Raw genomic sequence first — 13,501 nt, 5'->3', positions numbered from 1 at the left:
ATCGGCGCGTCAGAACACCGGCGTACCCTCCCGCGTCAGCGACCAGTCCACCGACGCGAAGTCCTTCGGGTCCAGCACACCCCTCGCCGTCACCCACTCGGCGATCCGCGTACGGATCTCCGTCGACTCCGACCACAGCTCCTTGGCCGACGCCACGTGCGGGAACGCACCCCCGCCATTGGCCCGGTAGTTGTTCACCGCCAGCACGAACTGCTGCGCGTCGTCCAGCGGAGCACCCCCGAAGGAGAGATTCCTGATCCGCGAACCGGCCGCCTGAGCGACGTCGATCTCGTACGTCAGCCCCGACACGTAGTCGTAGTTGTAGTCCGGGCGGCCGCTGGCGTTCGTCAGCTTCTCCACGTCCACCGGCGCACCCGCCGCCGTCCGCACGTAGTACTCCGCCGAGTACTCCAGGTACGCCCGCAGCTGCGCCCCCGTCATCAGCTTCGCCACCAGCGTGTTGTCGTACACGTACAGGCTCGACAGGTCCCGGATCGTCACCTCGCCGGCCGGGATCTCCGACGTCCGCGAGAACGGCGACGCCTGCGCCAGCACCGGCAGCGACGCGTACTCCGTGCCCGCCAGCGCCTCCCTGACCACGTCCTCCTGCACCTTGGTGATCAGGTCGATGATCGGGGCGTCCTTGTACCGCGCCTCCACCGTCGTCAGCGTCTCGGTCGCCGTGCCGACCACCTGATTGACGTACGCCACGACCTGCGCGTGCTCGTCCGCCAGCAGCCTGCCGATCCGCGGGTCGTCCTCCACCGTGCTGGAATCACGCAGCGACGCCCGCACCGACTCGACCTGCCACCGGCCACGCTCGAATACCAGATCGAAGTCGAACAGGGTGAGCCGCTCGGCATAGCACAGCGGCTCCGACAGCACGACCGTCTTCCCCGTCCTCTCGTTGACGACCTTCAGCTCCGGGATCTCCACGTGCGCGTGCCCGACGAGAATCGCGTCGATCCCCGGCACCTGCCGGGCCACGTTCGCCGCGGCGTTCTCCACGTACGGCACCTGGTCACCGTAGGACGACGTGCCCGACGAACCCGAGTGCGCCGACACGACCACCACGTCCGCACCCAGCGAACGCAGCTTCGGCACCCACTTCGCCGCCTGCTCCTCCAGCCCCGGGAACGCCAGCTTCCCCTGCACGTACGCCTTGTCCCAGATCGCGATACCCGGGTTGGTCAGCCCCAGCACCGCCACCTTCACCGGCGGCGCGCCCTTCACCCGGAACGTCTTCATGAAGTACGGGGGGAAGGCCGGCTTCAGCGTCTTCGCGTCCACCGCGTTCGCACCGAGCAGCGGGAAGTCGCACTGCTCCTCGAACTTCCGCAGCGTCTCGATGCCGTAGTTGAACTCGTGATTGCCCAGCGCCACCGCGTCGTACCCGATCGCGTTCATCGCCTGCGCCATCGGATGGACCGGGCCGCCCTCGGCGGTGATCGGGTCCACCTTCGCGTAGTAGTACGTCAGCGGCGTGCCCTGGATGGTGTCACCCGCGTCCAGCAGCAGCGTGTTGTGCCGGCCCCGCTCCTCACGGATCCGGTTCACCAGCGTCGAGATCCGGGCCAGGCCCTGGGCGTTGCCCGCCGCGTCCGTGTACTCCGCGTCCTTGAAGTAGTCCCAGTTGAAGACGTGCCCGTGCAAGTCGGTCGTGCCGAGCACCGTCAGCGCGTACCGCTTCGGCTTCTTGGGACCCCGGTGCGCGGGAGCCGCCTCGGCCGCCGGAGCCGCCACCGCGCCGCCCAGCGCCACCCCCGCCCCCGTCACGGCGGACCTGCTCAGGAACTTCCGGCGGTTCAACGGCATGACTGACTCTCCTCGGTGACCCGTCACATCATCAACAACGCGCGTAGATTCTGTCCTGGGCATGGCACCTGTCAAGAGTGGGAACCGGGAGACACGCTCATCGGAGCGAGCCGGTGCACAATTCAACACTTGTCAATGACCCTTTACTCAGAGGTTGTTGAGTCGTCATGTGCGGCCAATTCGCTACCCGGCGGTAGGTCATAGGCTCGACCCATGCGCCGAGCGAAGATCGTCTGCACACTGGGGCCCGCCACCGACTCGTACGACCAGATCAAGAGCCTGGTCGACGCCGGAATGGACATCGCCCGCTTCAATTTCAGTCACGGCACCCACGCCGAACACGAAGAGCGATACCACCGCGTCCGGAAGGCCTCCGACGAGACCGGACGCAGCGTGGGCACCCTCGCCGACCTTCAGGGCCCGAAGATCCGGCTCGGCCACTTCACCGAGGGCCCCGTACTCCTTGAACGCGGCGACACCTTCACCATCACCGTCGAGGAGGGCGTCGGCGGCGACCGCCACATCTGCGGCACCACCTACGCCGGCCTCGCCGACGACGTCACCCCGGGCGAACGCGTCCTCGTCGACGACGGCAAGGTCTGCCTCGAGGTCACCGCCGTCGACGGCCCCCGCGTGCACACCACCGTGATCGAGGGCGGCGTGGTCTCCGACCACAAGGGCCTCAACCTCCCCGGCGTCGCCGTCTCCGTCCCCGCCCTGTCCAAGAAGGACGAGGACGACCTGCGCTGGGCCCTGCGCAACGGCTTCGACGTCGTCGCCCTGTCCTTCGTGCGCAGCGGCCGGGACGTCCTCGACGTCCACCGCATCATGGACGAGGAGGGCCGCCGCCTCCCCGTCATCGCCAAGGTCGAGAAGCCCCAGGCCGTCGAGAACATCGACGACATCGTCGCCGCCTTCGACGGCATCATGGTCGCCCGGGGCGACCTCGGCGTCGAGATGCCCCTCGAACAGGTCCCGATCGTCCAGAAGCGCGCGATCAAGCTGGCCAAGCGCAACGCCAAGCCGGTCATCGTCGCCACCCAGATGCTCGACTCCATGATCGACAACGCCCGGCCGACCCGCGCGGAGGCTTCCGACGTGGCCAACGCGGTCATCGACGGCACGGACGCCGTGATGCTCTCCGGCGAGACCAGCGTCGGTAAGCACGCGGCCGACACGGTGCGCACGATGGCCCGCATCGTCGAGGCGGCCGAGGAGGACATCCTCGCCAAGGGCCTGCCCCCGCTGACCGACCGCAACAAGCCCCGCACCCAGGGCGGGGCCGTCGCCCGCGCGGCGGCGGAGATCGGCGACTTCCTCGGCGCCAAGTACCTGGTCGCCTTCACCCAGTCGGGCGACACCGCCCGCCGCCTCTCCCGCTACCGCTCACCCATCCCGCTGCTCGCCTTCACCCCGGAACCGGCGACCCGCTCCCAGCTGAACCTGACCTGGGGCGTGGAGACCTTCCTCGGCCCGCACGTGGACTCCACGGACGCGATGGTCGACCAGGTGGACGAACTCCTGACCGAGTACGGCCGCTGCCGCAAGGGCGACGTGGTGATCATCACGGCCGGCTCCCCGCCGGGGGTCTCGGGCACGACGAACCTGGTCCGGGTCCACCACATCGGGGAGGACGACGGTCTCCGGTAGGTCAGTACTTGGGGCCGACGTGGGCGTCCATGAGGGCGACAGAGGCTTTGCGGGCGACAGAGACGTTGAAGGGGTCGCTGCCGCGTGCGAGGGTCGTCCACTCGACACCGACCGTGTCGAGGGTGTCGGTGAAGAGCTTCCGGATGTCTCAGTGCTGTGGATACTCACACGATCACCGTGCGTCACCGCGGGGTGCCGTGTGCAGCAAAAAGCGGAGGTTCACGAGAAGGTGAGCCTCCGCTTCAGGAGTGCCGGGTACGGGACTCGAACCCGTATGTCCTTTCGGACAGATGTGTTTGAGACATCCGCGTAAGCCAATTCCGCCAACCCGGCTGGTTAGCCTCAGCGAGTGTACCGGTTCACCCCAGTCAGCCGCAGCTAGGTAGGCTCTTGTCAGCAGTACCGCCTGCCCCGGAACAAGGAGCGCCCACGTGACCGCCCCCGAGTCGCCCCAGCCCGCTGACGTGCCCGAAGACGACAAGTCGCACGTGCCTCCGCTGACGACCCGTGTCGTCATCGCCGAGGACGAGGCGCTCATCCGGCTGGATCTCAAAGAGATGCTGGAGGAGGAGGGGTACTCCGTCGTCGGTGAGGCCGGTGACGGGGAGCAGGCCGTGGAGCTGGCCCGGGAGCACAAGCCCGATCTCGTGATCCTCGACGTGAAGATGCCCAAGCTGGACGGCATCTCCGCGGCCGAGAAGATCGCCGAGGAGAGCATCGCGCCGGTGCTGATGCTGACCGCGTTCTCGCAGCGCGACCTCGTGGAGCGGGCGCGGGACGCCGGGGCGATGGCGTACCTGGTGAAGCCGTTCAGCAAGAGCGACGTCGTCCCGGCGATCGAGATGGCCGTTTCGCGGTTCACGGAGCTGAAGGCGCTGGAGCAGGAGGTCGCGGACCTCTCGCAGCGGCTGGAGACGCGGAAGCTGGTGGACCGGGCGAAGTCGGTGCTGCAGACGCAGTACGGGCTCACCGAGCCGGCCGCGTTCCGGTGGATTCAGAAGACGTCGATGGACCGGCGGATGTCGATGCAGCAGGTGGCCGAGGCGGTCATCCAGGACGCCGAGGAGAAGAAGGCGTCCAAGGGCTGACGCCCGGTACCTCACGAGGCCCGTGTTCCCTGTGCGGCAGGGGGCGCGGGCCTCGTCGTGCGGTTCACACCGTCCCTGCACAGAACCGTCCGCCTCTCCCGTCGCGTCCTGTTCTAGGGTGCCGCCAGGCACCGGAACGGGGGAGGAGCTGTGGAGCAGACAGGGACGGCGCTCGCCGGGCGTATCGCCGAGCGGCGGGCCGGGGTCGGGGATCCGCGGGCGTTGGTGGGCGAGATGCGGAGAGCGACGCTGCTGGTTCCGCTGGCCGACGGCGGTCTGTGGAGTGCGCGTTCGGGCGGGGTGCGGTGGGTCTGCGCCTTGACCGACGAGGCCGCGCTGGCGCGCTTCGCCCTGCTGCACGCGCCGGGCGGGCAGTCCCTGGACTATGCCGCGCTGCTCGGTGCCCGCATCGTCGACGAGATCGTGCCGTCGTTGGGTGAGCCGGCGGGGCTCGCGGTGGACATCGCGACGGAGGACGGGTCGATGTTCTTCCCGCCGGTCGTCGGCATCGTGCCGGACCGGGCTGCCGTCGACGCGGGCGATGAGGTGCGGGCATGAGCGGGGACGGGTCGGACCTGCAGTTCGACGAGGCCGCGGTCGCGAAGTTCACCAAGGGGCTGGGCGGCACGATCGACCAGCTCGGTGAGATCGGTGACTCCACGGGCTCGGTGATGGGCAAAGGTTTCTCCGAGCTGGCGATGACCGGTATGGAGGCCGGGCACCACGGTCTGTCGACCGACTTCGAGGACTTCTGCGAGCGCTGGGAGTGGGGCGTGCGCGCCCTTGTCCACGACGCGAGCGAGATCGCCAACCGCCTGGGTTTGGCCGCGGGCACGCAGTGGGAGCACGACCAGTACGTCGAGGGCGCGCTGAAGGTCGGTGTGAACTCGGTGATGGGCGGCAATCCGCACGCGTCGGAGGAGGAGATCACCCAGCAGGGCTGGGGCGACGTGTTCACGCCGGACTATCTGGATCCGGACTGGAGTGCGCAGTCGTTCGAGCAGGCGGGGCAGGACATCTCGCAGACGTGGAAGGACACCGGTCGCACCGTTCTGACCGAGGGGGAGGGCGAGCGCCGGGCGGACCTGCTCAACCAGGCGCTCGGGATCTCCGACGATCAGTTCGACCAGGCGTTGGACGACACGTTCGGTCCGTCGCCGAAGGAGCGCGCGCAACAGGCGCAGCAGCAGGCACAGCAGGGTGAGTCCGGGGGGAACTGAGCGTGGGTATCGGCGGTTTCCTCAGCGACATCACTCCGGACTCGGTGGAGAACGCGGTCGAGGACGGTGTCGAGTGGGTCGGCAACCGGGTCGAGGACGCCGGCAACTGGACGGCGGACCGGCTGGACGACGTCGGCTGGGAGTCCGGTGCGGACTGGGTGCGGGAGCAGTCCCGTTCGGTGGCGAACCGGATGGGTGCCGAGGTCGACGAGATGGATCTCGGGCAGACCGAGGACAAGACGAAGCTGGTGTACGGCAGTGCGTCGAAGATCCGGTCGACCGCTGAGCGGTTGCGGGGGTTCCAGTCGTCGTTCGACGGTGTGGGTGACGGTCTCAAGGGTCTGGACTCGTCCGAGCTGAAGGGCAAGGCGGCGGAGACGCTGCGGACGGTGGTGGGGTCTCAGCCGCCGAAGTGGTTCACCGGGGCGGATGCCTGTGGGGAGGCGGCTGCCGCGCTGGAGGCGTTCGCCACGACGGTGACGTGGGCGCAGGGGCAGGCGCAGACGGCGATCGACAAGTGGAAGGAGGGCGTCAAGGCGTCGGAGGAGGCGGCGGACGCCCATCGCAAGAAGGTCGACGACTACAACAAGGCCGTCGACCGCTACAACGCGCAGGCTCCGGACAAGCGGGATCCGTCCACGTTGCCGCCGTGTCCGGCGCCGACGTTCGACGATCCGGGCAAGGCGCTGATGAAGGAGGCGCAGGATCTGCTGGCGGAGGCGCGCAAGCAGCGCAACAACGCCGCGGAGACGGCGCGCAGCGCGGTGCGTGCGGCGCGTGACAAGGCGCCGGAGAAGCCGTCGTACGCGGATCAGCTCGGTGGCGGTCTGCAGGAGGCGCAGATCATCGGTGATCATGTCGGTGGCGGGATCATCAAGGGCACCGCGGGGATCGTGAACTTCGTCCGCAGTGTCAATCCGATGGATCCGTACAACCTGACGCATCCGGCGGAGTACGCGACGTCGCTGAACAGTCTGGCGGCGGGGCTGGTGGTGGCGGCCAACGACCCGGTCGGCACGGGCAAGCAGATGGTCAGCGACTTCATGAAGGACCCGGCGGAGGGGTTCGGGCGGCTGATCCCGGACCTCGCGCTGACGGCGGCGACCGGGGGCGGCGGCGCCGCGGTCAAGGGGGTGCGGGTCGCGGAGGAGGCGGCCGACACGGCGCGGCTGCGCCGGCTGGTGGACGACGCGCCGGACGGCACGCACAACCGTCCCGACGGTGAGCGCGTCACGGACGGCACGGACCCGGTGGACCTCGCCTCGGGACGGATGTTCCTGCCCCAGACGGATGTCGTGATCCCCGGCATCCTGCCGTTGACGTTCACCCGGCGTACGGAGTCGGGTCTCACCTCTGGCAGGTTTCTGGGCCCGTCGTGGTCCTCCACGGTCGATGAGCGCCTCGTCGTCGACCCGGTGGGGGTCCTCCACGTCACGGCCGACGGTCTGCTGGTCACGTATCCGCATCCGGTGCCCGGGGCCCCGACGCGCCCGGAGTCGGGTACGGCACGGACGCTGCTGTCGCGTGACGCCGACGGCGATTACACGGTCACCGAGCCGGACAGCGGCTTGGTGCGGCGCTTCGCCGCCCCGGTGGGCACGGAACCGGGCGGTGACGGCACCTGCTGGCTGTCCCGCATCACCGAACGCAACGGCCACGCCGTCGACGTCGACCGGTCCGCGGACGGCCTGCCGCTGGCGCTGGTCCACTCGGCGGGGCACGAGGTGCGGGTGACGTGTGGCGAGGGCCGGGTGACCGCGCTGTCCCTGGCGGGGGCGGGCGAGGGCGGCGCGGACCTGTTGCTGATGCGCTACGGCTACGAGGACGGCAATCTCACGGCCGTCACCAAGCCGTCCGGTGCCACGACCACGTTCGTCTACGACGAACGCCGCCGCGTGACCGCCTGGATCGACTCCAACGGGAGCCGCTACGACTACGCGTACGACGACCGCGACCGTGTCGTCGTCGAGGGCGGCGAGGCCGGCCACGTCCAGATCACCCTGGCGTACACGGACCCGGACCCTCGGACCGGACACCGCACGACGACGCTGACCACGGCGGACGGCGCCGTCACGCGTCATCTGATCGGCCGCGGCTGTCGTGTCCTGGCCACCAGCGACCCGCTCGGTAGCACCACGCGGTTCACGTACGACGCTCGCGGCAATCTGTCGAGCCGCACCGACCCGCTGGGCCGCATCACCGCCTACACCTATGACGAGGACGGTCGTCTCACCGGGGTCACCCGGCCGGACGGCAGCCAGGTCCGGGGTTCGTACGGTCGGTTCGGGCTGCCGGTGGAGATCGACGAACCGGACGGTGCCCGCCGCACGCAGGAGTTCGACGGGCGCGGCAACCGGGTCTCGGTCACCGACCCGGCCGGCCGCACGACCCGTTACGCCTACGACGATGCCGGCCGTCCGACCTCCGTCACCGATGCCCTCGGCGCCACCACCGGGGTCCGCTGCGATGCCGCTGGTCTGCCGGTGGAGGTTACCGATCCGGCCGGCGGCACCACTCGCCTGGAACGGGACGCCCTCGGCAGAGTCGTGCGGATCACCGACCCGTCCGGCGGAGTCACCCGTTTCATGTGGGACGCCGACGGCAATCTCGCCCGACGTGTCGATCCGGGCGGGGCCACGACGTCGTGGACGTACGACGGCGAAGGCAACTGCCTCACCCACACCGACCCGGTCGGAGGGGTGACCCGCTTCGAGTACACCCACTTCGACCTGCTCGCTGCCCGTACCTACCCGGACGGTGCCCGTTATGAGTTCGAGCACGATGCGGCTTTGCGTCTCACCAGGGTCACCGATCCGCACGGACTCCCTTGGAGCTACGTGTACGACGCGGCCGGGCGGCTCACGGCCGAGACCGACTTCGACGGCCGCACCATTCGCTACCGCCGGGACCGGGCAGGCCGGTTGACCGCACGGGAGGACTCTCTCGGCCACGTCGTCTCTCTCACACACGACTCGTTGGACCGGGTGATCCGCAAGGACGTCGCGGGGCAGGTGACCGAGTACGCCTACGACCTTGCAGGGCGTCTCGTCCACGCTTCCGGCCCGGACACCGAACTGGCACGCGGCTACGACCGCTGCGGCCGGCTCAAGACCGAAGTCATCGACGGCCACGTGATCACGTACGCCTACGACGCGCTCGGCCGCCGGTCCCGGCGCGTGACCCCCACCGGGCATGTCACCACGTACGCCTACGACAAGGCCGGCCGCCCCGACCATCTGACCACCGGTGGCCACCACATCGCCTTCGCCCACGACGCCGCGGGCCGTGAGCTGTCCCGGGTCTTCGACGACATCTTCACCGTGCACTCCGCCTGGGACGAGTCGGGGCGGCTGGCCGCCCAGCACCTGACCGTCGGGGGCCGGACGCTTAACAGCCGGGCGTACACCTACCGCGCGGACGGGCACCTCGTCACGCTCGTCGACCAGCTCTCCGGCACCCGTGCATTCGCTCACGACCCAGTCGGCCGCGTCACCTCCGTGACCGCCGACGGCTGGAGCGAGCGGTACGCCTACGACACGAGCGGCAATCAGACGGAGGCGTCCTGGCCGGTCTCCCACCCCGGCCACGAGGCCACCGGTCGCCGGACGTACGAGGGCACCGCCCTCACTCGCGCCGGAAGCGTCCGCTACGAACACGACTCGCTCGGCCGCGTGATCCTGCGTCGGAGGACCCGTCTGTCTCGCAAGCCGGACACCTGGCGCTTCACGTGGGACATCGAAGGCCGCCTGACGTCCGTGGTCACCCCGGACGGAGCGCGGTGGCGGTATCGGTACGACCCGCTGGGTCGCCGCACCGCCAAGCAGCGCCTCGCCGCCGACGGTGAAACGGCTGTCGAGGAGGTTCTCTTCACCTGGGACGGCGCGGCACTGTGCGAACAGAGCACGGTGTCCCCGGACTTGCCCCGCCCAGTGGTCCTCACGTGGGACCACCGCGGCCTGGCGCCGCTGGCCCAGACCGAGCGCATCCTCACCGCGGACGTCCGGCAGGAAGAGATCGACCGCCGCTTCTTCGCCATCGCCGCCGACCTCGTCGGCACTCCCACCGAGTTGGTCGACGAGAATGGTGACATCGCCTGGCGCAGCCGGAGCACGCTGTGGGGCACCACGGCATGGTCCACTGCCGGGACCACCTACACCCCGCTACGGTTCCCCGGTCAGTACTACGACCCTGAGACCGGCCTCCATTACAACGTTTTCCGCCACTACGATCCCGCGACGGCCCGTTACCTCACCGCCGATCCGCTCGGTCTGGAACCCGCTCCCAATCCGACGGCATACGTGGTCAACCCCCACGTGTGGGCCGACCCACTGGGCCTGTCCCCCTATCCCTCCCGCGTCGAGGGGGGCGGCTGGGACGTGAGAGGTCGCAACCCGCTCGACATCGTCCCGGACGATGCCGAGATGCGGGTCCTCAAGCCGGACCCCAACGGCGGTGCGCAGAAGGGCGTCGAATACAAGTGGGACGATCCGGAGACGGGCAACAAGGTTCGTCTGCGGGTCCACGACAAGGACGGAACCGCTCCCGCCGGGTCCAACGCGGCGAACGGGGACATCTACCGTATCTCGATCGGCGGGAAGTACCAGGACGAGGCGGGGAACCTGTATCACCGTCAGGTCCACAACGCCAACAGTCCTCATTACAATCCGGACGCGGCCCATGCCACACACATTCCGTGGCCGGCCCAGTTTCCACTTCCGTACTAGTGACGAACGGGTGTTTCACAATGAAGTCCCACGACTTCATCAGCGTGGCTCGGATGGTATTGGGCGTCGACGCATCGGCGCGGGAACGCGCGGCCGACGAAGCGTCGGACCATGTGGGTTCGTACACGTCTGCTCAGGCTTCCGCTCTGGCGACCCTGCTGGCGGCGACCGCGGCCTCAGAGGGGGAGGAATCCGCCCTGGAAGCCGAGTTGCACGCGATCATCGAGCTCACCTCCACCGGCCATGTCCAGGTCGATCACCTCTCGCCTCTGCGTGAGATCGACGTCGACGACCTTCCTCCTCAGCTCCGCGACTACGTCACCGATCTTCTGGAGGGGTGAAGTGAAGGCACCATCAGATGTATCAAGAGTTTCTGACGCCTGACGACGAAGAGGTCTACAAAGCCCTCGGTGAATGGCCGGATTCGAATGAAGACGGAGTGCGTACGCTCACTCTCCGGGACGCTTCCGGGCAGACTCTCGTCTTCTCCTACGACGTGTTGTCACGGTCGGTCAGTATGCGCTGGACGAACGAGCAGGGCGCGGAGTTGTTGGACGTCTTCCGGGAGGGTGCGACGCGCCTGTCCGTCGCCGGCGGGGGCACGGGAACCGGCATATCCGTCGACTTTCACATGGGTGAATGCGCGGGTGCCACGGACATCCGGGTGACACCGGCTCTGTCGGTGAGGGACCGCCTTCTGTTCCAGTAGTGAGGTGGGGTTGGATCGATGAGTGACGCCACCTGGTGGGAGCGGCACGAGTGGGGTGTTCACTGCACTGGGTCGGCACCGAGCATGTCCTCCTCACCATCGACGACGCCGAGGCTGTGCTGTCGGAGAGTGCCGAAGACCGCGAAATCCCCATCCGTGCCCTAGGAGAAGGTGCTCCATGAGGTCAGGGCCTGGTGAGGTCTCCGTGGCCAGGAACCTCGGCGAGGCTCTGGACGAGGCCGGTGCCGAGAGCCGGGAGGTCCGGGACGCCGTCCGGGATTTCGTCGAGGCGGTGACGTTCGCGAGTGCGGACGAGATCCGCGGGATGCTGCGGGAGGTGCTCGCCGAGGACTGGATGGGGCTGCCGCCGTGGGCCCGCAATCTGGCCTACCGTCTCGCCTGCCTCCAGCGTCCGGACGACCCGGAGCTGCTGCGCGAGGCCGCCGCCGACCTGCTGTGCTTCGGCCCCGACTGGGACGCGGAGGCGGAGGACCTCAAGCGACGCGCGGCGGAGCTGGAACAGTAGTCCTCCGGCACGTGGCTCACGCACGGTGCCCGGGCCTGGTCACCATGCGGTGTTCGACGAGGTGACGCCACGGCACCGACGCGCGAGGGCCGCCACCGGAGTGCGGTGGCGGCCCTCGCGTGCCGGGTGCCGTCGGCTCAGTCCTCGCCGAGGTACGCCTTGCGGACGGACTCGTCGTGGAGGAGGTCCCGGCCGCTGCCGGACAGGACGATGTTGCCGACCTCCATGACGTGGCCGTGGTCGGCCAGGGACAGGGCGGCCTGGGCGTTCTGCTCGACGAGCAGGATGGTGGTGCCCTGCGACTTCAGCTCGGCGATCGTCGACATGATCTTCTGCATCATGATGGGGGAGAGGCCCATGGAGGGCTCGTCCAGCATGAGCAGCTTCGGCTGGGACATCAGGGCGCGTCCCATGGCGAGCATCTGCTGCTCGCCGCCGGACAGGGTGCCCGCGGCCTGCTTGCGGCGTTCGCCGAGGATCGGGAAGAGGTCGTAGGCCCGCTGGATGTCCTTCTCGACGCCCGGCTTGTCGTCGCGGAGGAAGGCGCCGAGGCGCAAATTGTCCTCGATGCTCATGCGGGGGAAGATGTGCCGGCCCTCGGGGGAGTGGGCGAGGCCCAGCGAGACGATCTGGTGGGCGGGGACCTTCTTGAGCGACTTGCCGCCGAACTTGATCTGGCCGCCGACCGGCTTGAGGAGCCCCGACAGGGTTCGCAGGGTGGTGGTCTTGCCGGCGCCGTTGGTGCCGATGAGGGTGACCACCTCGCCCGCGTCGACCTTGAACGAGATGCCCTTGACGGCCTCGATCTTGCCGTAGGCGACGCGGAGGTCCTCGACCTCGAGCAGTGCGGTCATCGGTCGTTCTCCTTGCCGGCCGAGGTGTCCGTGGTGGTGTCGGCCTGTGCGGCCTCGGCGGCCTCGACCTCGGCGGCTTCCGCGGCGCCGGGGTCGTTCTCGAGGGGTTCGCCGAGGTAGGCGGCGACGACGCGTTCGTCCCCCTGGACGGTGGCGCTGTCGCCCTCGACCAGTTTCTCGCCCTGGACGAGGACGGCGACGCGGTCGCAGAGGTTGAAGATGAAGCGCATGTCGTGCTCGATGACGAGGACGGCGATGCCCTTGTCGCGGATGGCGAAGACGAGTTCCTCGGTGGTCCGGGTCTCCTGGGGGTTCATGCCGGCCGTGGGCTCGTCCAGGAGCAGCAGGCCCGGTTCGCTGGCGAGGGCGCGGGCGATCTCCAGCTTGCGCTGCTCGCCGTAGGGGAGGTTGCGGGCGAGGTGCTCGGCCTTGTCGGCGAGGCCGACGAACTCCAGGAGTTCCATGGCGCGTGTCCGGGAGGCCGCCTCCGCCTTGTGGAAGCCGGGGCCGCGCAGGACGGCGGACCAGAAGCCTTCCTTGGTGCGGGTGTGGCGGCCGACGAGGACGTTCTCGAGGACCGTCATGTTGGCGAACAGCCGGATGTTCTGGAAGGTGCGGGCGATGCCGGCGGCGGTGACCTTGAAGGACTTGGGCGGCAGGACCTTGTCCTTGTAGCGGACCTCGCCCTCGGTCGGGATGTACAGGCCGGTCAGGCAGTTGAAGAAGGTGGTCTTGCCGGCGCCGTTGGGGCCGATGAGGCCGACGATCTCGCCGCTGTTGACGGTGAGGTCGACGCCGCGTACGGCGGTGAGTCCGCCGAAGCGCATGGTGACGCCGCGTGCGTCGAGGACGGGGGTGCCGGGGGCGGGGGCGCCCGCGGCGGTGTCCTTGGTGGTGGTGTCGGTGGTCATGGTG

General features: G+C 68.9%; 11 protein-coding genes and 1 tRNA gene. 8 read left to right on the top strand and 4 right to left on the bottom strand.

Annotated features, from left to right (window positions below):
• Nucleotides 1-9: 9 nt before the first annotated feature.
• A complete protein-coding gene (locus tag AC0VYN_RS26815) occupies nt 10-1,815 on the bottom strand; it encodes a bifunctional metallophosphatase/5'-nucleotidase (protein ID WP_475533030.1) in 1,806 nt (601 codons plus the stop codon).
• A 213-nt stretch (nt 1,816-2,028) separates the two neighbouring features.
• Between AC0VYN_RS26815 and pyk the strand changes: the two genes are divergently transcribed.
• Complete coding sequence (gene pyk, locus AC0VYN_RS26810) at nt 2,029-3,465, top strand: pyruvate kinase (protein WP_475533029.1); 1,437 nt, start codon at nt 2,029-2,031, stop codon at nt 3,463-3,465.
• A gap of 249 nt (nt 3,466-3,714) precedes the next feature.
• Here the strand turns inward: pyk and AC0VYN_RS26805 are convergent.
• Nucleotides 3,715-3,798, bottom strand: a tRNA-Leu gene (locus AC0VYN_RS26805).
• A 98-nt stretch (nt 3,799-3,896) separates the two neighbouring features.
• On the opposite strand from AC0VYN_RS26805, the gene AC0VYN_RS26800 reads away from it, so the two are divergent.
• The 7 genes from AC0VYN_RS26800 to AC0VYN_RS26770 all read left to right on the top strand — a co-directional run bounded on the left by AC0VYN_RS26800 (nt 3,897) and on the right by AC0VYN_RS26770 (nt 11,732).
• Nucleotides 3,897-4,553 carry an ANTAR domain-containing response regulator gene (locus AC0VYN_RS26800; protein ID WP_189228316.1) on the top strand — a complete coding sequence of 219 codons (657 nt, stop codon included), beginning with the start codon at nt 3,897-3,899 and terminating at the stop codon, nt 4,551-4,553.
• Between the two features lie 150 nt (nt 4,554-4,703).
• Nucleotides 4,704-5,111, top strand: coding sequence for a hypothetical protein (locus tag AC0VYN_RS26795; RefSeq protein ID WP_475533028.1), 408 nt, complete (start codon nt 4,704-4,706; stop codon nt 5,109-5,111).
• Complete coding sequence (locus AC0VYN_RS26790; RefSeq protein WP_475533027.1) at nt 5,108-5,773, top strand: hypothetical protein; 666 nt, start codon at nt 5,108-5,110, stop codon at nt 5,771-5,773. The genes AC0VYN_RS26795 and AC0VYN_RS26790 overlap by 4 nt, the downstream gene beginning before the upstream one ends.
• A gap of 2 nt (nt 5,774-5,775) precedes the next feature.
• Nucleotides 5,776-10,497 carry a putative T7SS-secreted protein gene (locus tag AC0VYN_RS26785; RefSeq protein ID WP_475533026.1) on the top strand — a complete coding sequence of 1,574 codons (4,722 nt, stop codon included), beginning with the start codon at nt 5,776-5,778 and terminating at the stop codon, nt 10,495-10,497.
• 20 nt (nt 10,498-10,517) lie between these two features.
• Entirely contained in the window at nt 10,518-10,838 is a 321-nt protein-coding gene (locus AC0VYN_RS26780) for a hypothetical protein (protein ID WP_318218142.1), read from the top strand.
• A 17-nt stretch (nt 10,839-10,855) separates the two neighbouring features.
• Nucleotides 10,856-11,206, top strand: a complete 351-nt coding sequence (locus AC0VYN_RS26775; protein ID WP_350814963.1) for a hypothetical protein — start codon at nt 10,856-10,858, stop codon at nt 11,204-11,206.
• A 178-nt stretch (nt 11,207-11,384) separates the two neighbouring features.
• The gene (locus AC0VYN_RS26770; RefSeq protein WP_475533025.1) at nt 11,385-11,732 is read left to right on the top strand and encodes a hypothetical protein; all 348 of its coding nucleotides are present in this window, start codon (nt 11,385-11,387) and stop codon (nt 11,730-11,732) included.
• Nucleotides 11,733-11,869: 137 nt separating this feature from the next.
• On the opposite strand, the gene AC0VYN_RS26765 is transcribed toward AC0VYN_RS26770, so the two are convergent.
• Entirely contained in the window at nt 11,870-12,586 is a 717-nt protein-coding gene (locus AC0VYN_RS26765) for an ABC transporter ATP-binding protein (protein WP_386925078.1), read from the bottom strand.
• The gene (locus tag AC0VYN_RS26760; RefSeq protein ID WP_475533024.1) at nt 12,583-13,497 is read right to left on the bottom strand and encodes an ABC transporter ATP-binding protein; all 915 of its coding nucleotides are present in this window, start codon (nt 13,495-13,497) and stop codon (nt 12,583-12,585) included. Before AC0VYN_RS26760 ends, AC0VYN_RS26765 begins: the two co-directional genes overlap by 4 nt.
• Nucleotides 13,498-13,501 lie beyond the last annotated feature (4 nt).

The sequence above is a fragment of the Streptomyces sp. 63XJN7_1_ISO-PGPR-S23-121 genome (assembly GCF_056173025.1).
Note: the sequence above shows the minus strand (reverse complement) of the source record. Positions and strands in the feature narration are given on the sequence as shown.